The 22,796-nt window shown below is 65.7% G+C and carries 20 protein-coding genes and 2 pseudogenes; 11 read left to right on the top strand and 11 right to left on the bottom strand.

Translation table 11 applies throughout. The features are described 5' to 3' along the window. Nucleotides 1-340 precede the first annotated feature (340 nt). Nucleotides 341-2,416, bottom strand: coding sequence for a S9 family peptidase (locus JOF29_RS35075; protein ID WP_209698650.1), 2,076 nt, complete (start codon nucleotides 2,414-2,416; stop codon nucleotides 341-343). A gap of 229 nt (nucleotides 2,417-2,645) precedes the next feature. On the opposite strand from JOF29_RS35075, the gene JOF29_RS35070 reads away from it, so the two are divergent. From JOF29_RS35070 to JOF29_RS35055, 6 genes and pseudogenes are all read left to right on the top strand, one after another. Then, on the top strand, nucleotides 2,646-3,629 hold the full coding sequence (locus JOF29_RS35070) for an ABC transporter permease (RefSeq protein ID WP_209698649.1): 984 nt from the start codon (nucleotides 2,646-2,648) through the stop codon (nucleotides 3,627-3,629). Between the two features lies 1 nt (nucleotide 3,630). Then, nucleotides 3,631-4,554 carry an ABC transporter permease gene (locus JOF29_RS35065; RefSeq protein ID WP_307863849.1) on the top strand — a complete coding sequence of 308 codons (924 nt, stop codon included), beginning with the start codon at nucleotides 3,631-3,633 and terminating at the stop codon, nucleotides 4,552-4,554. Then, complete coding sequence (locus tag JOF29_RS43990; protein ID WP_245359753.1) at nucleotides 4,551-5,378, top strand: ABC transporter ATP-binding protein; 828 nt, start codon at nucleotides 4,551-4,553, stop codon at nucleotides 5,376-5,378. The genes JOF29_RS35065 and JOF29_RS43990 overlap by 4 nt, the downstream gene beginning before the upstream one ends. Further along, nucleotides 5,335-5,487 (top strand): annotated as a pseudogene (locus JOF29_RS43985) (oligopeptide/dipeptide ABC transporter ATP-binding protein); the annotation flags it as partial. The gene JOF29_RS43990 and the pseudogene JOF29_RS43985, both read left to right, overlap by 44 nt. A gap of 21 nt (nucleotides 5,488-5,508) precedes the next feature. Further along, nucleotides 5,509-6,645 (top strand): ABC transporter ATP-binding protein, encoded by a 1,137-nt coding sequence (locus tag JOF29_RS43980; protein WP_245360890.1) that lies wholly within the window; start codon nucleotides 5,509-5,511, stop codon nucleotides 6,643-6,645. Between the two features lie 40 nt (nucleotides 6,646-6,685). Beyond that, nucleotides 6,686-8,365 (top strand): ABC transporter family substrate-binding protein, encoded by a 1,680-nt coding sequence (locus JOF29_RS35055; protein ID WP_209698648.1) that lies wholly within the window; start codon nucleotides 6,686-6,688, stop codon nucleotides 8,363-8,365. 13 nt (nucleotides 8,366-8,378) lie between these two features. On the opposite strand, the gene JOF29_RS35050 is transcribed toward JOF29_RS35055, so the two are convergent. Further along, nucleotides 8,379-9,359: a LuxR family transcriptional regulator gene (locus tag JOF29_RS35050; RefSeq protein ID WP_209698647.1), complete on the bottom strand. Its 981-nt coding sequence runs from the start codon at nucleotides 9,357-9,359 to the stop codon at nucleotides 8,379-8,381. A 68-nt stretch (nucleotides 9,360-9,427) separates the two neighbouring features. Beyond that, nucleotides 9,428-11,077, bottom strand: coding sequence for a transthyretin-like family protein (locus JOF29_RS35045; RefSeq protein WP_209698646.1), 1,650 nt, complete (start codon nucleotides 11,075-11,077; stop codon nucleotides 9,428-9,430). Between the two features lie 173 nt (nucleotides 11,078-11,250). On the opposite strand from JOF29_RS35045, the gene JOF29_RS35040 reads away from it, so the two are divergent. The 3 genes from JOF29_RS35040 to JOF29_RS35030 are packed head-to-tail and all read left to right on the top strand — an operon-like array spanning nucleotide 11,251 to nucleotide 13,879. Then, nucleotides 11,251-12,768: an aminopeptidase P family protein gene (locus JOF29_RS35040; RefSeq protein ID WP_209698645.1), complete on the top strand. Its 1,518-nt coding sequence runs from the start codon at nucleotides 11,251-11,253 to the stop codon at nucleotides 12,766-12,768. A gap of 38 nt (nucleotides 12,769-12,806) precedes the next feature. Then, nucleotides 12,807-13,223 carry a hypothetical protein gene (locus JOF29_RS35035; protein WP_209698644.1) on the top strand — a complete coding sequence of 139 codons (417 nt, stop codon included), beginning with the start codon at nucleotides 12,807-12,809 and terminating at the stop codon, nucleotides 13,221-13,223. Nucleotides 13,224-13,270: 47 nt separating this feature from the next. After that, complete coding sequence (locus JOF29_RS35030) at nucleotides 13,271-13,879, top strand: TetR/AcrR family transcriptional regulator (RefSeq protein WP_209698643.1); 609 nt, start codon at nucleotides 13,271-13,273, stop codon at nucleotides 13,877-13,879. A 125-nt stretch (nucleotides 13,880-14,004) separates the two neighbouring features. Here JOF29_RS35030 and JOF29_RS35025 read toward each other — a convergent pair whose 3' ends face one another. Beyond that, entirely contained in the window at nucleotides 14,005-14,286 is a 282-nt protein-coding gene (locus JOF29_RS35025; protein ID WP_209698642.1) for a hypothetical protein, read from the bottom strand. A gap of 168 nt (nucleotides 14,287-14,454) precedes the next feature. Here JOF29_RS35025 and JOF29_RS35020 point away from each other — a divergent pair, with 168 nt between their 5' ends. Next, complete coding sequence (locus tag JOF29_RS35020; protein WP_209698641.1) at nucleotides 14,455-14,823, top strand: hypothetical protein; 369 nt, start codon at nucleotides 14,455-14,457, stop codon at nucleotides 14,821-14,823. On the opposite strand, the gene JOF29_RS35015 is transcribed toward JOF29_RS35020, so the two are convergent. The 4 genes from JOF29_RS35015 to JOF29_RS35000 are packed head-to-tail and all read right to left on the bottom strand — an operon-like array spanning nucleotide 14,812 to nucleotide 17,928. Beyond that, on the bottom strand, nucleotides 14,812-15,537 hold the full coding sequence (locus JOF29_RS35015; protein WP_209698640.1) for a nucleotidyltransferase domain-containing protein: 726 nt from the start codon (nucleotides 15,535-15,537) through the stop codon (nucleotides 14,812-14,814). The genes JOF29_RS35020 and JOF29_RS35015 overlap by 12 nt on opposite strands. Then, nucleotides 15,534-16,124: a GNAT family N-acetyltransferase gene (locus tag JOF29_RS35010; protein WP_209698639.1), complete on the bottom strand. Its 591-nt coding sequence runs from the start codon at nucleotides 16,122-16,124 to the stop codon at nucleotides 15,534-15,536. Before JOF29_RS35010 ends, JOF29_RS35015 begins: the two co-directional genes overlap by 4 nt. A gap of 10 nt (nucleotides 16,125-16,134) precedes the next feature. After that, nucleotides 16,135-17,295, bottom strand: a complete 1,161-nt coding sequence (locus tag JOF29_RS35005; RefSeq protein WP_209698638.1) for an alpha/beta hydrolase — start codon at nucleotides 17,293-17,295, stop codon at nucleotides 16,135-16,137. 9 nt (nucleotides 17,296-17,304) lie between these two features. Continuing rightward, on the bottom strand, nucleotides 17,305-17,928 hold the full coding sequence (locus JOF29_RS35000) for a TetR/AcrR family transcriptional regulator (protein ID WP_209698637.1): 624 nt from the start codon (nucleotides 17,926-17,928) through the stop codon (nucleotides 17,305-17,307). A 207-nt stretch (nucleotides 17,929-18,135) separates the two neighbouring features. On the opposite strand from JOF29_RS35000, the pseudogene JOF29_RS46340 reads away from it, so the two are divergent. Then, nucleotides 18,136-18,363 (top strand): annotated as a pseudogene (locus tag JOF29_RS46340) (ricin-type beta-trefoil lectin domain protein); the annotation flags it as partial. Nucleotides 18,364-18,649: 286 nt separating this feature from the next. On the opposite strand, the gene JOF29_RS46190 reads toward JOF29_RS46340, so the two are convergent. From JOF29_RS46190 to JOF29_RS34980, 3 genes are all read right to left on the bottom strand, one after another. Then, nucleotides 18,650-19,018 (bottom strand): helix-turn-helix domain-containing protein, encoded by a 369-nt coding sequence (locus JOF29_RS46190; protein ID WP_372446429.1) that lies wholly within the window; start codon nucleotides 19,016-19,018, stop codon nucleotides 18,650-18,652. A 724-nt stretch (nucleotides 19,019-19,742) separates the two neighbouring features. Beyond that, on the bottom strand, nucleotides 19,743-20,273 hold the full coding sequence (locus JOF29_RS34985) for an alpha/beta fold hydrolase (protein WP_209698634.1): 531 nt from the start codon (nucleotides 20,271-20,273) through the stop codon (nucleotides 19,743-19,745). 407 nt (nucleotides 20,274-20,680) lie between these two features. Then, nucleotides 20,681-22,762, bottom strand: a complete 2,082-nt coding sequence (locus JOF29_RS34980) for an alpha-galactosidase (RefSeq protein ID WP_209698633.1) — start codon at nucleotides 22,760-22,762, stop codon at nucleotides 20,681-20,683. Nucleotides 22,763-22,796: the final 34 nt, after the last annotated feature.

Below are 22,796 nucleotides of genomic sequence, written 5' to 3'. Positions count from 1 at the left end.
GCGCGCTGTATGCCGGCCCTGAGCGCCTCGGCAACTGGCTGGGCCAAGATGGCCGAAGGCGACTACTTCGACGACGAAGGCGGCCTGGCGGCCGTGATGCCATCGAGCCGGTCGCCACCGAACTCGCCGCGTTCGAGCAAGGCGCGATTCACGCCGAAGCGCCTACGCCCGCGGCCTCACGGCTGCGGGTGGTGGATCAGCTCTGACCGGATCCTTCTGGCTCGACCTACTGATCGGGATCTTCGCCGCGCTGCTGCCGGCTTGGCCGGCACTGGTCATCGCGCCGGCCGTCCGACGCCAGCGGGGCGGGTTGTTGCGCAAGGTCCTGCGGGTGCTGCGCCTATACGCGGGTGGACGTACCCAGATGTTGATGGAAGAACTCGACCTCCATGCGGCGCAGGGCTATCGCGACCTCCGGATCGGAGATCATGTGGCTGACCCCTCGCAGCGGCACCACACCGTGTGGCCTGCCTGCGGCTGTCAGCGCCTCGGACAGGCGGAACGTGTGCACTGGCAGAACGTTGTCGTCGGCCAAGCCGTGCACCATCAGGAGCGGTCGACGCAACTGGTGCGCCTCGAGCATGAGCGAGCACCGGTCGTACGCCGCTGCTTGCTCATCGGGATGTCCCAGATAACGCTCGGCCCAATGCGTGTCGTACAGCCGCTGGTCAGTCACCGAGGCACCAGCGACGGCGGCATGGAACACGTCCGGGCGCCGGAGTACCGCGAGCGCGGCAAGGTACCCACCGAACGACCAGCCGTGGATACCGACCCGCCCGAAGTCCAGTTGCGGGTAGCGGGCGGCGACATCGTCGATGATCGCCACCTGGTCTTCCAGCACGGGGCCGGCCTTGTCCAGCCAGATCGCCTGCTCCCACGCTCGGCCCCGAGCGGGGGTCCCACGGCCGTCCGCGATGACCACGGCGAAGCCCTGGTCGGCGAACCACTGCGGCAGCTGATAACCGCCACGCGCCTGAGTCACGCGCTGTCCACCCGGTCCGCCGTACGGCGCGAACAGGACCGGCAGTGGTCCGGACGCCAACTTCTCGTCGCGGGGCAGAACGACGGCAGTCCGGACGTCCCGTTGCCCGGCCCGGAAGATGTCGACCCTTGGAGTCGGCGACGGATGCGAGCGGGAGGCGATTCCACCGTCCGGGCGCCCTTGTGAACGCACGACGACCTGCACACCGTCGAGGTCAAGACTTTGGCTCGAGAGCGCAATGGTCCCTCCGCCACGCACAGCATCGTGCACCCCCGCATCGGTCGACTCCCGAATCACTCCGTCGTCCGGCGTCCACCGGTAAACGTGGGTCTGGGTCGGCTCGTCGGTGGCCCGGAACAGAACGCTGTCGCCTTCGACGTCGATGACCGCACGAACTTGCAGCTCGCGCGGTGTCACGACTTCGCCGTCCACTAGCAGGCTGACCGCGTCGCCGCCGCCGCCGATCCACAGGACCTGACCTGAGGCGAGCCGCGCGGGGACTCCGGTCCGGACCGGGATAGGCGTTGCTTCCTCCCTGGCATAGATTTCGCGGGTCACCCCGGTCGCCGGATCCACGGCCAGCAGGACAATCTTTGTCTGCGCACGGTTCTGGACCATGATCAGCAGCCCGTGCGCGTCCCACAGGACGCGCAGAAGGTACTCATAGCCCAACCGATCCCAGACGACCTCCGTAGCCCGCCCGTCGAGTCCGACGATCGACAGGCTCACATCGGCGTTCGGTCCGCCGGCCGTGGGATAGCGCAGACTTCTGGGCTCGGCGACCGGGTCCGTGGGGTCGGCGAGGTGGACGACCGGCAGCCGCGAGTTGTCGACGCGAGCGACGAGGATGCTTTGACCATCCGGCGACCACCAGAAGCCCTCCTGACGATCGAACGACTCCGCAGCGACGTGCTCGGGCAGTCCATAGCTGACCTCGGGCTCGGGAGACTGCAGCAACGCCTTGCTGTGCAGGTCCGAGAGCTCCAGCACGAACAGACACCCACCACTCACATAAGCCACGGCAGTTCCTGCTCGGTTCAGCGACGGCGCGATGACCGGGCCCGCTGTTGGCATCTCACGAACGGATCCACTCGCGGCGTCAACCACGATCAGCCGACCCTCGACCGCGGTCACGATCAACGTACCTGAAGTATCTGTGCTGAACCGGCTCACTCCGCGCGAGCGGTCCCGCTGCCGCTCCCGACGTACCCGTTCCTCGGCTGCCAGCGGTGAATCCGATCTGTCAGGCTCGTACAGCAGTTGCTCAGTTCCATTCTCGACGTCGTACGACCAGAGGCTGACGAGATCGCTGAAGCCGTTCGCAGCGCGGCAGAACAGGATTCTCCGCCCATCAGCACTCACCTTCAGCTGTGTCGGTCGTCCGAGCGAGAAGTTGCGGGTTCTGATCTGGTCCTCGAGAAAGTCGCTGGCCATGGGCTTCCTTGGTAGTGGTCCGCATTTGACTCAGAAACTCTTGCGGAAGTTGCCGTCGGCATGGTCCCAGGCGCGCCAATGGCCGGATTGCGCACCTCTGTCACCCACCTGACCCTGCTGGCCGGATCGTGCCAGTGGCGGATATGTGCTCCACGCCGCTCGTCGGCTCGATAGACCTCCCCTCAGCGCCGAACGGCTTCCGGGCCTCTACGACGAGAAGGGATCGTCGATGACGAAGTACATCCTGCGCCGGATCCTCGGCTGGGCGCTGATGATCGTCCTGGCTACGAATCTCACCTACTTCCTGGCCTCGGCTTTCCTCGACCCCCGCGCCAACTACCTCCAGCGGCGACCACCGGTGCCCGAGTTCGCTGTCGATGCGAATCTGACCCGCTTCAACCTCAACGACAAGGAACCGATCCTGCACCGCTGGTGGGACTGGATCACCGCGATCGTCCTGCACTGGAACTGGGGCGCCAGCCCGGAGGGTGCCTCGGTCAACGACCAGGTCGCGACCCGGATCTGGGTCAGCGCGGAGTTCGTTCTCGGGGCAACCGTGCTCACGGCCTTGATCGGGATCGCGCTCGGTGTCTTCACCGCATCCCGCCAGTACAAGGCTTCCGATCGAATCCTGCAGCAGGTGTCGGTGGTGACCCTCAACATCCCCACGCCGGTGATGGCACTTGCCGCTGTGGTGGCCGGCATCGCACTGAACAACCAGCTCGGCCGAACGGTGCTGTTCGTCGCCGGGTCCGGTAGCGTCGGCACGCGAGGTTTCCTCCCCGGTCTGCTGGACGGTGTCCAGCACCTGATCCTGCCGACGGTCACCTTGGTCGTCACCGGCTACTCCGGCTATCACTTCCTGCAACGGGCGCTGCTGCTCGACAACATCGGTGCCGACTATGTCCGCACCGCCCGAGCCAAGGGGCTGACCAAGGCGACCGCCATCCGGCGCCATGCGCTGCCCACCTCGATCATCCCGGTGGCGACCTCCATAGCGTTCTCGATACCCGGCATCTTCACGGGTGCCGTGATCGCAGAGACGATCTTCGGCTGGGAAGGCATGGGGCGATACTTCGTCACCACCATCTCCAAGAATGACATCCACGGTGCCGTCGCCGTGGCCGCCTTCGGCTCCGTCGTCACGGCGATCGGTGCTGTGCTCTCCGACGTCGTGGTCGGCATCCTCGACCCGCGGGTGCGGGTGAGCTGACGTGGCCAACCAGACCGTCCGCGCCGACGGCGTTACCCGCAATTCCTTGGAGGCACGAACGTTGCCTCGGAGTACCCGGAAGTCTCGGCTGTACCTCAAGCGGTTCCTGCGCAATCGGACGGCCGTCGCCGGCGTCGGCGTCTTCGTCTTGATTGCACTGTTCGGCATGATCGGCGGCCACCTCGTGCACTGGACCTACAGCGACGTCGACTTCCTTGCTATCGGCACCGGCCCGAGTCGTCAGCACTGGTTCGGTACCACGGGGTCGGGGAACGACGTGTACGCCCAACTGGCACATGGCATCCAGCGTTCGCTCACCATCGGTGTGCTGGTGTCGCTGTGCACAACGGCGGTTTCTGCCTTCGTCGGTTCCATCGCGGCCTACCTCGGTGGCCGCATCGAACGCATCGTGCTGGAAATCATCCACTTCCTGCTCGTCGTCCCGAGCTTCCTCATCCTGGCCCTCGTGTCGAACAGTGTGAACGGCAATTGGCGAATGCTGATCGTCGTTCTGATCGTCTTCGGCTGGATGTATTACGCCCGCGTCGTGTGGACGATGGCCATGTCGCTGCGCGAACGCGAGTACGTCGCCGCCGCCCGCTACATGGGACTCGGAGCGGCCGCCGTCGTGCGGCGCCACATCGTACCGAACATCGGCTCGATGCTGACCATCCACTTCACCCTCGGCGTCGTGACGACTATCCAGGCCGAGACCGGACTGTCGTTTCTCGGGTTCGGCGTCAAGACCCCCGATGTGTCTCTCGGAGCGCTCATCGGTGACGGCAGCTCGCTGCTCTACAGCGCTCCGTGGCAGTTCTGGTTCCCTGCCGTGACGCTGACTCTGCTGACCGTCTCGATGGCCTTCATCGCCGACGGGCTCCGCGATGCCCTGGACCCGAACTCGCGGGCGGGAGGCCACGCATGACGTCTACAACTCCAGCGGTCACCGTCCCTGGGGAGGTCCGCGGCGGGCCTGTACTGCGGGTGGACGATCTCCAGGTGTCCTTCCCGTCCGAGGCGGGCACCGTGGACGCCGTACGGGGGGTCTCGTTCGAGCTCCATCCCGGGCGCACTCTCTGCATCGTGGGCGAGTCCGGCTCGGGCAAGTCGGTGACCGCGCTGTCGGTGATGGGGCTGCTCCCGGACAATGCCCGGGTCAGCGGGTCCATCCGCCTCTTGGGCCGCGAACTCCTCGGCCTCACCGACAAGCAGCTGTCGGCCGTGCGCGGCAACGATATCGCGATGGTCTTCCAGGATCCGCTCACCAGCCTGACTCCCGTGCACAGCATCGGCAAGCAGCTCGTAGAGGCGATTCGGGTCCATCAGGAACTCGGGAAGAACCGCGCCTGGGAGCGCGGAATCGAACTGCTCGACCTGGTCGGCATCCCGAACCCGGCACAGCGAATGCGCTCCTACCCGCACGAGTTGTCCGGAGGGATGCGGCAGCGGGTCGTGATCGCCCTCGCCATCGCGAACGATCCGCAGGTGATCATCGCGGACGAGCCGACCACGGCCCTCGACGTCACCATTCAGGCGCAGGTGCTGGACCTGCTGAAGAAGGCCCAGACGGAGACCGGCGCCGCCGTCATCTTCGTCACGCACGACCTGGGCGTGGTGGCCGGTCTGGCCGACGACGTCATGGTGATGTACGCCGGCCGACCGGTCGAGCAGGGCCGGCGTGGACGAGATCTTCCACCACTCTCGAATGCCCTACACGATCGGTCTGCTGGGCGCCGTCCCACGCTCTGACGACCGGTCGGATTCTCCGCTGGTGCCCATCACCGGCAACCCGCCCCTGCTCATTGACCTGCCTGACCGGTGTCCGTTCGCCGCGCGATGTCCCGTCGCGGTCGACGAATGCCTGGACATTGAACCTCGCTTGCTCCAGATACAGGCCGGCCACGGGGCTGCCTGCATCAGAAGCCACGAGATCGTCGACGGTTCCATCGATGGGACCCCGGTCTTTCCACCGCCCGAGATTCCACCGGGCGCGATCGCCGACGTACCGCGAGACCAGCGCGACTCGGTCTTGGTGGTGGAGGACCTCACCAAGGGCTTTCCGCTCACGAAGGGCGCGCTGCTCAAGCGACGGATCGGCACCGTGCACGCCGTGCGCGGGGTCAGCTTCGACATTCGGGCCGGCGAGACACTTGCCATCGTCGGGGAGTCCGGATGTGGCAAGACGACGACTTTGCTCTCCATCATGGATCTGGCCAGGGACGCCGGCGGGAGGATCGAATTCCAGGGGATCGATCTCTCAGCTGCGAACCGGAGCGTCGTACGGGGGTTGCGGCGCAGGCTGCAGATCGTCTTCCAGGATCCGATGGGCGCACTGGATCCACGGTTCACCGCGGGCGAGATCATCAGCGAGCCGATCCGTGCCTTCGGCCTGGCACCCACCCGCGAGATCGACGCGCGAGTAGCTGACCTGATGGATCTGGTCGGACTCGACCCGGCGCACGTGGAACGCTTCCCAGGTGCCTTCTCCGGAGGCCAGCGGCAACGCATCGGGATCGCCCGCGCACTCGCCTCGGACCCCTCCCTGCTGGTTCTCGACGAGCCGGTCTCCGCGCTGGACGTGTCGATCCAGGCGGGCGTGATCAACCTCCTCGAGCGGATCCAGCACCAGCTCGGCCTGTCCTATCTGTTCGTCTCCCATGACCTGTCCGTGGTCCGGCATCTGGCCGACCGGGTGGCGGTCATGTACCTCGGCCGCTTCGTGGAGTATGGCGGAGTCGACGAGGTGTTCGGGAGGCCGACGCACCCGTACACCGAGGCGCTGCTCTCGGCTGTACCGATCCCCGAACCCGACGTGGAGCGGTCACGCCGCCGGATTCTGCTGTCCGGTGAGCTTCCCAGCCCGACCGAGCAGCAGACCGGGTGCCCGTTCGCGAGCCGCTGTCCGCTCAAACCAACCCTCAGCCACGAGCAGCAACACAGGTGCACCACCGTGTCGCCTGCGTTGGAGGGGATCGGAGGCGGGACCGACCACAGTCATGCCTGCCTGCACCGCTGAGGCGCTCCTCCACTCACCACTCTCACAGAAGGCACCCACCATGAAGTTCAAGAACAAGGGCATGGTCGTGGGGGCACTCCTCGTCCTCGCCCTCGCCGCGTGCTCGTCGAACAGTCCTGCGGGATCCGGCCCGAAGATCGACCGCGAGGGCCTTTCGACCTTGGCTCAGTACAATCCTCAACCGCGCGAGAACATCAAGGACGGCGGCACGCTGACCACCGCCAACGGCGGCGCGCCGGACCAGCTCAACCCGTTCCATGCCGACTACACGAGCGACAGCGTCCAGCTCTTCAGTTGGTACAACGCGAATCTGAGCCTGATGTCACCCGATGGCAAGTGGTCGCCCAACCCTGACTACCTCAGTGATGTCAAGGACCAACTCGTCAACGGCAACAGGGTGGTCACCTACACGATCAACCCCAAGGCCACATTCAACGACGGGACACCGATCGACTGGCGTGCGTTCGAGACGGTGTGGAAGGTGTCGAACGGTAAGAACAAGCAGTACTCGGTCAACAGCACCGACGGTTACGACATCATCAGCTCGGTCAAGCCAGGCACGAATTCCAAGCAGGCCGTGGTGACGTACTCCGGTCCCTGGGTGTGGTGGCAGGGTCAGTTCAACACGCTGCTGAACCCGAAGGTCGGAAACCCGAAGACGTTCAACGAGGGCTACATCGACAACCCGCATGACGAGTGGGGTGCGGGGCCGTACCACATCAAGTCGATCAGCAAGACCGACAAGACGGTGGTCTTCGAGCGCAACCCCAAGTGGTGGGGTAAGCCCGGCAAACTGGATCAGCGGATCTTCCGCAACCTCGAGTCGACAGCCGCGATCAACGCCTTCCGCAACGGCGAACTCGACGCCGTCGACGCCAGCAGCAAGGAACCGAACACCCAGGTGAAGACGATGCAGGGCATCGACCTGCGTCAGTCCGCCGCCCTGAGCACCGGGTTCGTGGCCCTCAACCCCAACTCGAAGACGTTCAGCGATCCGCGGGTCCGTCAGGCCGTGGAGCGGGCACTCGATCGCGAGACGCTCCTGAAGATCAAGACGGAGGGGATGAACTACAGCGAGGAGCTGCCGGGTTCGTTCGTCCTCTACCCGTTCCAGGCCGGTTATAGAGACAACCTGAAGCAGGCTGGCATCAGCTACGACGAGGCCGCCGCCGACAAGCTTCTGGACGACGCGGGCTGGGCCAAGGGGGCGGACGGCATCCGCACCAAGGACGGTGCCAGGCTCCACCTCGTCTGGCCGATCATCGGCGACGCCGCGGTCGTGAAGAACGTCAGCGTGGCCGCGCAGGCGATGCTGAAGAAGGTCGGTATCGAACTCGAACTGCCGCAGCGCAAGGGATCCGAGTTCGCGGACATCCTGGCCAAGAAGGAGTACGACACCCTGTACCTCGGCTGGGCGACCGGCGGACCCGATGAGGGGTTCTATCTGTTCTGCCAGTTCTACTGCTCGCCGGACGCCGGCTACAGCGATGCCAAGACGACCACCGAGCTCGCCAAGCAGGCGAAGGAGATCGGCAGGCTTCCGGACAAGGCGCAGCAGGAGAGCCGCTTCAACGATCTCGAGGTCGAGGCGCTCAAGCAGTACGAAGTGCTGCCGCTGTTCAACGGGCCGAAGATCACCGCCGTCAAGACCGGCTTGGCGAACTACGGATCCGGTCTGTTCTTCCGGGGGCGCCTCGAGGACATCGGCTGGCAGAAGTGACCTGACGGCTCCGTCACAACCATCCTCGGCGCTGGGCCAGGAGGGCCAACTGGAAGCGGGTCGAAGCCCCCAGCCTGGCGCCGAGGATCTCGACCCGCCGGTACAGCGTCCGGCGGCTGACGCCCAACTCATGGGCGATTGCCTCGTCGGAAACTCCACCGGCCAGCAACGCCAGCAGCCGCCGGTCCTGAGCGAGCAGCCGCTGCGAGTCCACCTCGCGATCGTGGAACGGCAGCGCCGCCCGCCAGATGTGCTCGAAGAGCGCCGCCAGCGCCGTGAACAAGCCGCAGGGTTGGACGACCAGCATGGTGTTGAAGACGTCCACCTCCCGGATGGAGAAGGACACCATGGCGACGGTCTCGTCGACAATGATGAGCTTGACCGGGATCTCCGGTGCTACCCGCGCCTGTTCCCCGGCCTCGATGGACGGCTCGATGTCGTCATGCAGTTTGCCCGGATGGGTCAAGGACTCCCTGGCGTAAACGATCCGTTGTTCGACGCCGCGGGCCAGGTTCTCCAGCGCGTCGCGCAGTGCCTCATGCGGATAGTACGGCGGCGAGTCCAACTGCCGGATCTGCTTGCGAGCGCTGGTATACAACTGCCTCATCCGCGGGCCAATCGCTGAGCCGGTCACTACCTCTACGAGGTTGTCGCTGCTGGTGGCCATCTGCCGACGGCGAAACGCCTCGAAGGCACTGGCCACGGCGAGGCGGGACTCGTCGATCTCCGCCGCACGGTGCCTGCCGAGGATCTCCACGATGGCCTGCGGTGGTAGCGGCACAATGACCCCGTCCGGCGACTCCAGGGTGTTGACGAGACCGGCATCGACGAGGTCCCGATGAGCCAGTCCGACGGCGTCCGCTGACATGCCCGTCCTGGTCGTCAGCTCTTCGAGGTTCGACACTCCCCCGCTCAGCAGTTCCTGATACGCCTGGCCCGCCTCGCGCGAGAGACCCAGCTGGCTCAGGGCTTCGGAGACCGTGAATGTCACCATGGACGCAACCTAACAAGCGACGGCGTGCAGGTGCACCACGTCCCCCGAACGTGGTGCACCTGCGACTGTCAGCGGTAGTCGATCGTGTTGTGGTACAGGCAGCTGAGCTCGTTCGGCCCCACGCTGTAGCCGAACTTGGCACGCGCGGCCCAGAACGCGGCGAAGCTGCCGGAGACATCGTCGAGGAAGGTGTTCCACAAGGCCTTGGTCGGGTCCTCGCTGCAGGTGTCACCGGCCTCGTTGCGGTCGCCGCCGTCGCCGAGATCGATCATGGCCCCCAGAACCCGTCCCTCCACTGTGTCTCCGTTCTCCCAGTTCGGCGGCGTGGTCCCCCAGGTAGGACTCTCCAGATCCAGCACGTAGCCGCCCGGCCAGTAGTAGTGCGGGTCGTCGAGCACCGTCATCGCGAACCAACTGGCCCAGCCCTCGGTCCATGCACACCCTGCCGAACTCGCCTTCTCGAACCAGTGTGGGGAGCAGTTGGGGGAATCGGGGAACTTGTCCTCGTAGACATCGTCCATCACGCCGTGCCCGAACTCGTGCAGCACCATGACGTGGAAGTCCGGCGTGCTCGCATCGATGTAGGCAGCATTCTCCTGCAGGTCGTACCAGCAGCATGTCGTGGAGTCAGGGGCCCAGTTCACCTTGCCTTGCCGGCATTTGGTGTCCCGGGCGTCCCAGCACTTGCTGGCGGGTTTCCAGTTCCACGCGGTGTTGATCGTATCGAAGGCCTCGACGCCGCGCATCAGGGCCGGATCGGCCGGCTGAAACGCACCGAAATCGACCGTTTCACCATTTGCTACGTCTTGACGGGTGTTGGTGGTGAACCGGTAGGCCTTCTTCGAGACGTTGTTCTGGATCACCCAGTTCGGGTTCTCCGTCCCGAACTCGACGTAGACGTCCTGACCCGTTCCGTCCTCGTCCACATTCCCGAAGCAGAGTCGGTACCTGCCGTCCGCATCGGTGAGTCCACTGGCGAGCAGGTCGTCCCCGCCCTTGTCCGCGTCGTACACCTTCACCCGAGCGTTCGCCGACACCCGTGCGACCCCTTGGTAGTCGACGTAGTTCCAGGAACCGGCCGCACAGGCCTCTGCGGCCGCGGGCTTGGCCGCCGGAACTGTTGCGGCAGACGAGTCGGCGACGGCCTTCGGAGCGTATCGGGGGAACGTCCTCGTCGCCCCGTTCGCCGCCGGAGCAGCTTGGGCGACCTCCTTGACCGCGATCCCGGCGCTGGACGTCTTCGCGCCAACGGTCACGAATGTGCTCGCCGTGGCCTCATCTCCGGACGTCGCCGTGGCTGTCACCCCGATCTCCGCAGCTCCCGCGTCCACAGCCCGGATCGTGCCACTGAGCCGCCACGGATGCCCCTTCCCGGCCAGCCCCTGTCCTACGGCCCGATGCACCTCGCCGCGGTTGACAGGTACCTTCGATGCGCTGACGCTGGAGCTCAGGTCGCCCGGCGGATCCACCCACTCCAGGCCGGCCGGAAGTGTCACCTCGAGCTTGACCGGTTGGGTGGTCGCCGTGGTGTCGACCACGAGATCGACCCTTGCCTCGTGTCCAACGGCGGGTGCGCCGGACAGCGTCACGACGGTCTTCAGACAACTCGGGCGTTCGTCGGTACGGTGCGTGGCGGTGTCGCTGAACGGAGTGCACGCGGTAGGCGGTGGCGGAGCGGGTACGGCGATGCTGGGAGCCGCGGGCGCAAGCAGCGCCACACAAGCACCAGCAATCATGGCGGAACGACGAAGACGCATGGCGGTAGGTCCTCTCTGGCCGATGATCTGATAGCAGGACCGCTTTCTACATCCACCGGCCGTCCGCCGACGCCCAACCGCGCCACTGTCGGATTTGGGCACCGTCCAGAGGGACTCGGCGTCACGATGAGCCCATGACGAAGGAACGTGAACGACTGGTCGCCAATAGAGCGCGTCCCACCACCGATGAACTGCGCAACTTCATCGGGCAGGACTGGGCTCCGCGCCGCACCGCGACGACCGGTCCGGCCGAGGTGGCACCGTACGCGTCCAGGCGCCGCGAATCGCTGAGCGATCGGTTCCCGGGCGAACGGTTGGTGATCCCTGCCGGCGGACACCGAGTACGCAGCAACGACATGGATTACGTTTTTCGCCCCCACTCGGCATTCGCACATCTCACCGGCCTCGGCGGCGACCGCGAGCCCGACGCAGTCCTGGTACTTGAGCCACGCGACCAAGGCGGTCACGAGGCCGTCCTGTACTTCCGCCCGCTGGCCGACCGGGATACAGACGAGTTCTTCGCAGACACGCGGTACGGCGAATTCTGGGTCGGCGCTAGCCCGACGATCGAGGACATCGAGAGTGAGCTCGGCCTGACTGCTCGGCACATCGACGGATTCGCAGACGCCGTCGCCAAGGACCTCGGCCGGGTAACTCTGCGGGTGGTTCCCGACGCCGACCCCGATGTCACTGCGCTGGCGACGCGAATCAGGCCTGCCGCGCACGAGGTCCTCGCACTCGAGTTGGACGAGGAGCTGTCCCACTTTCTCTCGACGATGCGGATGATCAAGGACGATTGGGAGATCGAGCAGATGCGTCAGGCCGTCGCGGCGACGCAGCACGGCTTCGAGGCCGTCATCGCCGACCTTCCAGAGGCCGTGGCCCGGGGCCGCGGCGAACGCTGGGTCGAGGGCGTCTTCGGACTGCACGCCCGCCATCAAGGCAACGGCATCGGCTACGACTCCATCTGCGCGGCCGGTGACCACGCCACCACAATGCACTGGATCAAGAACACCGGCGACCTGCGGCTCGGAGACCTCCTCCTGCTGGATGCAGGTGTCGAACTGGATTCACTCTTCACCGCTGACATCACCCGCACGCTACCCATCAACGGCGAGTTCACTGATACCCAGCGGGAGATCTATGACGCTGTCTACGCCGCGCAGGAAGCTGGACTGGCTGCGGTCAAGCCGGGTAACCGGTTCTCCGACATCCACGCGGCGGCCATCCGGGTGATCGCCGAACACCTGTACGGATGGGGTCTGTTACCCGACGGCATCGATGTGGAAGCCACCCTGGACAGGAACCACGGCCAATATCACCGACGGTGGATGGTGACCGGGACCAGCCACCATCTGGGCATCGACGTTCACGACTGCGCGCTGGCCACCCGCGGCGAGTACATGGACGCCGAACTCCGGCCAGGAATGATTCTCACGGTCGAACCCGGCCTCTATTTCAAGGCCGACGATCTCAAAGTCCCTGAGCGCTTCCGAGGCATCGGAGTACGCATCGAGGACGACGTCCTGGTCACCTCCGACGGCTACGAGAACCTGTCCGCCGCAATGCCCCGCACCGCCGCTGACGTCGAGATGTGGATCCGCGACATCTGGTCCCGGCAGAGCCCGTCGCGCCATACTCTAGGATATTAGAGTTGTCGTGAGTCGAAGACGAAGACGGAGAGTTACTGATGAACAGGCTGGTGCGTGTGCTGATCGGGATTCCGGTGGCGGCGACCCTCATCGCGGCCGGGACGGCGAGCGTCGCCTCCGCAACCAACGGTGTCCCGAGTGGACCGCCGCCCTCGGGTGACAATGTCTGGTGCGTTTCGGTGACCGGCGCGAAGGCGTGCTTCGCCGCGTACGGAGATCGGGTCTGGGTGAAGGACACCAAGGCGAACGGACATCCCGTCGCCGCCACGATCCAGGACCAGGAATCGTCGGGGAGCTGGTATCGGGAGTGCTTCAACGACCGCGGCGAGGCCGGCGGCTGGGTGATGTGCGACTTCGACGTACCGGAATTCAACGCCGGCCTGCTGTGGGCTGTCGACGAACCCTGGATCGGTGCTCAGGCGAGCACGAAGATCAACACCACCGGCTGGATCTGAGCCACGCGGCGCGTCCGGCGAGGCTCAGAGATCCTAGAGTTATTAGGATGCGCAGCATGCCTCGCCGTTCGAGTCGCCGCACCGAGATCTGCGATGCCGCGCTGACGCTCGCGGCCGAAGGCGGAAATCACGCCCTGACCCATCAGAAGATCGACAGGGAGCTCGGCATCGCGCAGGGCTCTACGTCGTACTACTTCCGCACCCGCGAGCAACTGGTCGAGGCCGCGATCAGGCACCTCACCGACGTGACCCGCGACGCCTTCGCCACCGCCCAGACCGAGCGCCGTGCGACCGAGGTGACGACCGCCACCGCGGCCGCCTCCATGGCCAAGTACGTCGACACGCTGCTCGGGCCACGTCGCCGAGACGCCCTCGCCCGCTATGCACTTGCCCCGGACGCCATCGACGACGAAGAACTCCGCAACGCCCTCGCAGTCTGCCTTTTCGGCCTCGAGTCGGCCACCGAACTGATGAAGTCGCTCGGAGCGCCCCGCCCAGCCCGCTCCGCACGCGACCTACTGAGCCTGCTCGAAGGCCTCCTCTTCGACCGTCTGTACGGCGCTCGCGCCGCCATCACACCCGGCACCCGAGCCAGCCTCAACGACCTTCGCCGCCCGATCGCATTGTGGCTCGAGGCCCTCCGCAACGAGACCTGACAACACCCATGAATGGGGTTCGATGTTCACCGCCCACACCCGCCCCGAGCGCTCTGCCGCCAAGGCCGAACTCGACCTGCTGATGCGACTGTTCTTCAGCGCCTTCACCAACACGGACGGCCCCGTTACCCCGCACCGACCGCGTCCGCGAGGTCTGCATCCCTGAAGCGACGATCATCAGCCAGACCGGAGAACAGTCGGTCGTCTGCGACCTCGACTCGTTCATCGCACCCCACCGGCAGATCCTCACCGATGGCACGCTGACCGGGTTCTCCGAGTGGGAGGTCAGCGATCAGACCGAGATCTATGGCTCGATCGCACACCGGTTCAGCGAGTACCGCAAGTCGGGCGTCGACAACGGCGAGCAATTCAAGGGTGGCGGCCACAAGTCGACCCAGTTCGTCCATACGCCGGCCGGCTGGCGCATCAGCTCGATCGCATGGGAGGACGACGACCCGACCACGTGACACTGAACACGCCGCCGGAGAAAGCCGGCTCTTGTCTTCCCGGTCTCTACGATCATAGAGTTTTACTCTAAGATCGTAGAGCTGGCGTGCTCCGGTGGGACGGCTCCCATGCTGCTGCAAGGCGGACCGGAACCGTACCTGGCCTCGTTGCGACGGATGCAGGAGACGCTCCCCGACCTCGGCACGATCGTGCCCGGCCACGGCCCGATCGGCGACGGTCACCAGGCGATCGACTGGCTGATCGGGTACCTCGAACGGCTGCGGGACGACGTCTCCTCCCTGCACGCCTCAGGTCATTCGATGCTCGACACGGTCCGGCGGTGCCCGTCCCCCTTCGCCGACGGCTTGGAGCCGGATCTGCTCGCAGCATTGGACCAGTACGAGGGCAACACAGACGACATCAGCAGGGCATATCTGGCGCTCTGCCGCGACCTCCACCGCCTCAACGTCCTCGCGACCTACCTGTCACTCACCTGATGCCGCGACGAGGCGAAACCCGTCCCGTAAGCGTCCTCCCACCCGGCCAAGGATCTCGTCTACGAGCCTGACGAGGTTGTCCGGCCGGCCGTTGACAGCGGCCTCGAGCGACCCGTGGAACCTCGTGGCGAAGCGACTGCCGGCGGCAGCATCGAGTGCCTCGATCTCGCGGACCAGCCATTTGCCGGACCCGCTCCAGCGCCGCTCGGACGCCAGCAGCAACTCGGCCGCACGGCGCCACACCTCGACGACGACAGCGTCCATGGCGGGCCTCGACGCGCCGCCGTCGAGATCATCGAGAAGGTCGGTCAGGATATACCGCGCCAGCTGCATCTCGTCCTCGCTGAGCGGAGCGGGCCCCTCCTCAAGTAGCGCCGAGCAGTAGGCACGCAGCACGGCACCACCATCGCCGGGAAGCACAGGGATACTTCTCGCGACGAGCCGTGCCATCGATGGCTGCCGTTTGGCGGCGTCCAACTGCACGAAGCGGCGTACGGATTCCTCGGTGTGGACGAACAACTCGATCGGCCACCCGGCATACGTCAGCGCCTGCCGGCAGACCGTGGTGTCGGGCAGCAGCACGGTCACGTCGAGATCCGATGTCTCGGTCAGCCGCTCCGCGGCCGCGGAGCCCCCGAGCAACGCCTGAACGGCCTGGGGATACCGATCTTCGATCAAGGTGCGAACGGTCTCGACTGCATCGGGCCGGTTCATCGCAGTGGATTCTCCATGTCAGTTGACGTCTTGGTTGTTGCGTTCATCCGCACATGCAGGTGCCCTTCAAGTGGGAACCTGGGCGGTCCGGGAACCAGAGCCTGGTCGAAGGCGAAGCCGCACTTCTGCGCGACTCTGCACGATGCGACGTTGTCCACCTGATGACGCAGCACGAGCCGTTCGAGCGCCGCGAAGGCTCCGAAAGCCCACTCCGTCAGTACGTCGAGCGCGCGCGGCGCCAGGCTCTGCCCTCGAGCGTGCACCGCGGTCCAATAGCCCACCTCGGCGGTCGCCCCGTCGTCGGCGAACTCCTTGAGTACGACGTTGCCGAGCACGCGCTCGGTACTCGGCCCGTCGCCAACCACTGCGAAACTGAACCGCCTGCCGGCCACCCACCCCGACTCCTGGGTCTGCACCCAACGCACTCCGTCCGCGACGCTGTCCACCGAGGTACTCGTGTAGCGCCGCAGGCCAGGGTCTCGGCTGAGCTCGATCAGTTGATCGATGTCCCCCTCACGCCACGGGCGAAGACGCAAAGCGGGAGCGGAGGGCGTCGCCGGCACTGGCAGGAATGCGCTGCTGTACACACCACGAACCCTAGGCGACATCGGCCGACGACCGGACCCACGCGGTGAACGCCTCCACACCGTTGACGACCGACTCGAACCGGATCGAGTGGTAGAGGTCGAACGTGTGCTGTGCACCGGGCAACTCGACGTAAACGACCGGCGCGTCGGAGGTAGCACGGCAGCGCGCCGCGAAGTCCCGCGCACCGTCGACCGGCACGAACGAGTCCTTGTCACCGTGCGCGATCAGGAACGGCGGCACAGCCGCACGAATCTCCTCGACCGGCGCCGACGGGGCATCCTCCACACACGCTATCCACTCCGGGCTGCCGTAGAAGCCGTACAGACAGATCGCCCCCGCGACGGTCGTATCGGCATTCTCGAAGCCGGGCTGCAGTGAGATCGACCCAGGAGTGAGCGCGACCATCGCCGCCAGGTGCGCCCCCGCGGAGCTACCAGCGACAAAGATCGAACCAGCGTCGATGCCGTACTCAGGTGCCCGCTCACGGACCCAAGCGATCACGCGCTTGGCGTCGACGAGCGGCGCCGGATACCCGACCCTTGGGCTCAGCCGATAGTTCGCGCTCACACAGACCCAGCCCTGAGCGGCCAGACGCAGGATCAGCGCACGGGCCTCACGGCTTTTGCGGCCACGGCGATATCCACCCCCATGAAAATGGACGAGGCACGGACGGCTGGATCCCCTGTCTCTCCGGTGGTACACGTCCAGCAGGTTCTGCGGCCCGGCATCGCCGTACGCCAGATTCCTCGACCGCACGACGTCCCGCGGCCACCTGGAAAGCGGTGCCAGCACGATCGGCGCCCACGGCAGGCTGACCCTCGGCAACCACCCGAGATCGTCAGCCCACCCCTCCCCCAGGCCGTCGCGAAGCGCGGTCACTACGACAGGTCCGGCGCGCAGAGAACGCCGTACGACGACCGCAAGCCCGGCGATCGTGGACATTGCCAGACTCGCGCCGACCAGACCGACAACGGTTGCCAGATCACCCTGTACGGCGGCTTGCGCGGTGGCAGCGGTCACCCACAACGCAACGAGGAACGGCAGCTCGTTCACCTGAAAGCCCAAACGCCAGCTCAGCTGCCCCAGTGCCCAGGTCCGACGCAGCGGCGCCAGCGCAAGCATGACCGCGATCGCCGGTACGGCGACACTCCACAAGTATCCGATCGGCACGCGCACCACCTACACCGCTTGAAGGGCCATCAGCCAGCGCGCGACCGGCCGACGCAGGTCCTCGATACTCTCGGGCGTTCCCGCAGCGAGCTCGGGGCGGGTCCCGTAGATGCGGTCGAAGAGCAACCCTTCAAGCAGGCTCAGCAGATCACTCGCCGCCACCCGAGAGTCAGCCACACCGAACGACGACATCAGGTGTGCGGCCATGTCCGGGCTGAACAGGGCCCGGGCGAGGGTCGCCCGAGCTTCTGTGTCCAGCCCGGCGTCGGGCAGCAAGGCATATCGCGCGAGCACCGCACGACGGCGTGAGCCGAGCAGGCCGTCGAGTTGCGCGGCGATGACAACTGCAACGCCGTCGACGGTGTGCTCGACAGCGCCATCGGAAGGGTTCTCGCCCGCAGCGGCGGTGAACGCCGATCGGGCGACAGTTGTCAGATGGGTGATGACGGCCATCACCAGCAGGTGGCGACTCGGGAAGTAGTACGACGTCGCCCCCTGGGCGACGCCGAGCCGTTTGTCGATCGCCTGGTGGGTCAGCGCATTGTTCCCACCTTCAGCGACCAGATCCAGCGCAGCCTCGCAGATCTCGGCCCGCCAGGAACGCCACGAGGGCCCGTCACTCAACACGTTCATTTCATCATCGTAGAACATGAGCCTCTACGATACTAGAGTCCTCGGTCTCGGAACCACCACACGAGAGGTGAACGACTCCATGAAGAACCCCCAGCGCAGGACCGGCATCCTGGCCCTGTCCGTTTCCCTGCTGACCGCCGGCGCGATCGTTGCGGCATCACGGGGCCGTACTGGACGGCCGGGCCTCACGGCCCCCGAAATGCAAGGTTGTGGAATCAACACTCCCGAACGTGCCTGACCGCAGGACTAGGCCGAAGCGCATTCGTTGCCAAATGCAACGAAAGCGAGTACCAGCAGTGGCGCACCACCGGCAATCCGCAGTATGGCTTCTACTTGATCCAGAACAAGGCGACCGGGTTGTGCTTGACCACCGGTTACAGGACGACGGTCAACGCCGTCTGGCAGAGCGTGTGCACCGCGACGAAGGAGCGACGCTGGAACGTGTTCGGCACCAACTGGGCATCCTTCAACCGTGATCTCACCAGCAACGTGCGCACCAGCCCGCGCCGGCGCCGTCTACAGCGACAAGCACGACAATTCCTACAACTGGAACAACTATCTCTGGCAGCGAACCTTCGCCTGAGCACCCCCGATCCGATCACCCGCGTGTACTGGATGCCACCGTACGCCGCGACCTTGAAGCTTTGCTCGTCGTTGACCTTGGACGCTCGCTCGCCCGTGAGGATCTAGGGATCGACCGGCTGGCTCACACAACCGCAGATCAGGCCCAGTCAGGGCCTGACGGCGTGGGATTGGGAAACGAACCCCAATACGCCGGCTCCTGCGACCAAGTGATCGGGTCGACCTGCAGCCATGGTGCGGTCGCGACGCCGGAGGGTGTTAGTCCGGCGAAGGCCGCCGCGTCACTTTGAAGGTGCGGCTGATCGGCGTATCCGCACTCAGCGGCTACGACAGCTGCACTCTGACCGGCCGCGAGCCGGTGCGCCGCATAATCGAACCGGACCAGCTGCGCAGCCCGCTTGGGAGTGATGCCCAGCTGCGATCGGAACCGGCTCAACAACCGTCTTCGGCTCCAGCCGACCGCGTCCGCAAGCCGGTCGACCCGCAGCCGGCCGCCGGAGGCGGACATCCGGCGCCATGCCTCGGCGATCTCCGGGCTGGCCCGGCGTCGATCGTGACACAGTCGGACCGATGCCGGCTCGATCGTCGCGAACCGGTCGTCCCAGTTCGGATGCGTATGAAGACGACCGCGCAATCGCTCTACCTCCGCGCACCAGAGCGCGTCAAGAGCGCGTCAAGAGCGACAGCCTCACTGACGAGATCGGACGGCGTACGCCAGAGTCGGGGACAACCGCACCTGCACGCAGTCGAGCGTGAGAACGCGCCCACGGAGCCGGCCGGTGCTCATGCCAATGACTCCACCGCCACGGACGCAATCGTCGCCCACCGGGTTGAGACGGCTGCGTCGCCAAGGTCGAGGATCGGTGTGACTGTCGGATGCGGCAGTATCGAGATGTCGACCGCTCGGCCGATCGGTCGGCGAAAGGCGCCATCCGCAACCCAGGCAACAATCGTCCCTGCGGTACGGCGATGTCCCAGTCAGGCGATCCCACACCCTGATCGTATAAGGCCCTGACCTCGGCCCGACTGCTGCAAGGGAACGAAAACATGAGCGACAACATACGCTTGGGGTTCTCGAGCATCGGGGAGTGACCGACGCCGGCGATCGCCTCGATGCGGGCGCCCGGCACCAGGCGATATTGGGTGTACGACGCCGGCTGCCAACGGTGGTCGTTGGCTCCGTACAGGACGAGGAGCGGTTCGCCGAGTGGCGCCAGCCGCTGCGGTACTGGCTATTGTTTGATGAAGTCGTCCGACGCGCGAGAGGTCGCGGTCAGCGCCTGGTAGGTCATCCCGTGCACGTCTTCGATCATCTGCTGCGAAATCTTGAACCCTGGGCGACTGAAGGCCGAGGACGCGGCCTTGCGCAGGATGCTGTCGGTGCGCTGCTCGGCCAGGGCTGTGGCCACCGATCCGCCGGTCGAGGGACCAACGACGACCGCGTGAGTAACACCCAACTTGACCAGAACATCCCCAGCAAGCCTGGCCTGGTTGGCGATCGAGTACTGGTCGCCAACAGGCTTGGCGGACCGACCGTGCCCTAGCAGGTCAACGAGTACGACGTGATGTGACTTCGCCAAGGTCGGCGCCACGGCGTCCCACACGTGGGTGGAGCTCCCGAGACCGTGGATGAGGACGAGCGTCGGCGCGGTCGCCGGGCCGACCTGCTGCACGTACAGCGCAGTCCCGTCGATCTGTACGGTGCCCGTCGGTGCAGCGGATGCCGTCTGTTCGTTGATCAGGACCGCGTTCAAAGTAAGCAACGCGGCGATGACGGCAGCACGAGGGCCGAGATGGTGAGCCGACGGTGCTCCAGGTGGCGGCCAGGCCGCACGGCACCATCCAGGTCCTGCTCGCCGGCGGCCGCGGAGGCACGCGTGAGAAGCAAGCTTGTCATACGGCTATGGTGCGGACAGATAGGCGGTCCTGGCTTGAACGATCGTTCCGGTGGACCAGCCGTGTGAAGCGCTCGCCGAGTACAGACCGATTACGGTGTCGAGACCGGTGCGGTACAGGTGCGCTCCTTCGACTGTGACCCGTACGGCGTCGCGCATCCGCCGTGAACAGACAGCGGGGTACCACCGCGGGTCCTCTCGAAAACTGGCGACAGTCGCCGCGAGAACTCCTTCACCAGCACGTACGCCAGACGATCGTGGTGGGCTGAGGGTGGTTACGTCGGGCGCTCGTCCAGCGGATCAAGGATGAGAACGTCGGCGTCCGGTGCCACAAGCCACGGAATGGGCAGCCCGTCCGATCGCAGCACAGCACCTGTGAAGATCTCCCCCGTGCTGCGCACCCGATAGCGGCGATCGGCGGTCACGGTCTTGGGGAAGAGCCGGGCGGGAAGCAGCCACTCGGTGAACCTGCCAGCATCCGCGGGACGGTCTCGACCGGCGGCCCAGGTGAGCAGAACGATGGTGCCGTCCTCTCCAAGGAACTCCTGGGTATATCCACGCATCCCAGGGTCGCCGTGCGTGTGTACCTGGGAGTTGTGCACGATCTGGCGGATCGACTTGTACAGCTCGACCAGGTCACGACCGTGCTTGACCTTCTCGTGATCCCAGGAGAGCAGATCCGAGCCGATTCCCAAGGCGCCAGCCATCGAGGTCACGAAGCGGAACCCGAGTGAGGTCTGTGCTCGGTCCCTGGTGCCGAGCAGGTCGGTGACCCAGCTGCTCATGACGTGCTGGGGGTAGGCGCGCAGGAAGCCATCTTGGATCATCAAGCGGTCGCGGGGCCCAGTCTCGTCGCTCGGCCACACCACATCGGTCAGGGCCAGTACGGCCGGGTCGACCCTGCCGCCGCCGCCGGCGCACCCTTCGATGGTGACATGTGGGAACTCGTCGCGCAGCATCTGCAGGACTCGGTAGTACCCCTGAGTGTGGTCGATCGCCCAACGCGCCGATCGTGCGTCGCCTGGGCGTCCGCCATCGGTCACCGGGCGGTTCATGTCCCACTTCAGGTAGCTGATCTGATAGCTCGTGAGGAGATCGCGAAGGGTCTCCTGGATCCACTCGACGACCTCGGGCCGGCCGAAGTCGAGGACGTACTGCTTGCGAAGCGACACCAAGGGGCGGTCGCAGGCTCGATACACCCAGTCGGGGTGCTCGCGGAACAGGTCGCTGTCGGGGTTGACCCCCTCCGGCTCGATCCAGAGACCGAACCGCATTCCGGTTTTTTGAACGGCTTCGATCAGCGGGGTCAGTCCCTCGGGCATCCGATCGAGATCCGGAGTCCAGTCGCCCAGTCCGCGGCGCTCGCTGTCACGTCCGCGGAACCATCCGTCGTCGACCACGAACACTTCTGCGCCGAGGTCGGCCGCGACGCGTGCGAGCTCGCGCTGGTGGTCAGAACGGACGTCGAACCTGGTAGCGAACCACGAGTTGTAGACAACGGGTTGGTGATAGGGCGTCACCGACCGGGCCAGCACCTTGCGCTGGTAGTGGTGCCATGCACGGCGTACGCCTTCAGCGCCGGCTGCCGAATAGACGCCCAGCGTCTCCGGCGTCTGGAAGGACTCGCCGGGGTTGAGAACGATGGCGAGGGCTTCACTCTGCACGCCGGCTGAGACTCTCCAGGCACGGGCGTTCGCGTGTGCTTCGGCGACCATCTCCCATGACCCACTCCACGCCAGCGCTACCCCGATGGCGGCTGTGCCCTCGGAGACTTCACCACGAACATCGAAGGGCTCGAACACCATATGCGGTGAGAACAGATGACCGGTAACGCCCATCCGGCTGCCGATGGAGAATGTGCCGTATCGGAGAGGCACTTGGAGGTTGTCGAACTCCCGACCCCACGCACCGGCCAGGTAGCTCAGGCGTGCGCCGTGCGGTGCATTGACCGACCAGCCTCCCGACCACGCTCGTCGCAACGTCACCGCGCGATCGGCCGAAACGTTGTGGATGGTCGACCAACGTCGTACGACGTCAGAGTCAGGTCGGACTGCGGTGTGCAACGTGAGCCGAAGCGATCCAGTCTCGTCGCGCATATGTACGGCGAGGACGGACTCGATGTCCTCAGTCAGCGAGTGCCCGTCGAACACCCACGTGGAGCCGAGAAGGCCGTCGCCGTGATCGATCAGCAGTTCACTCTGGTGCACGTGCCGCGTGCCGTTGGAGGTGCACTCGAGAGGAGCGATGTCGGCCAGGGTCTCGAAGTCCGGCATGGGATCCGGCGGTGCCCACATCGGCACTTCGAGCGTGGTCGGCCCCCAGTAGTCGAGCACCAGTCCGGGGCCGGCGAGGCTCACCGAGTAAGTGGTGGTTGCGGTCTGTAGCAACCAC

Source organism: Kribbella aluminosa (genome assembly GCF_017876295.1).
Lineage (GTDB): Bacteria > Actinomycetota > Actinomycetes > Propionibacteriales > Kribbellaceae > Kribbella > Kribbella aluminosa.
This window is presented reverse-complemented; position numbering and strand designations above follow the sequence as displayed.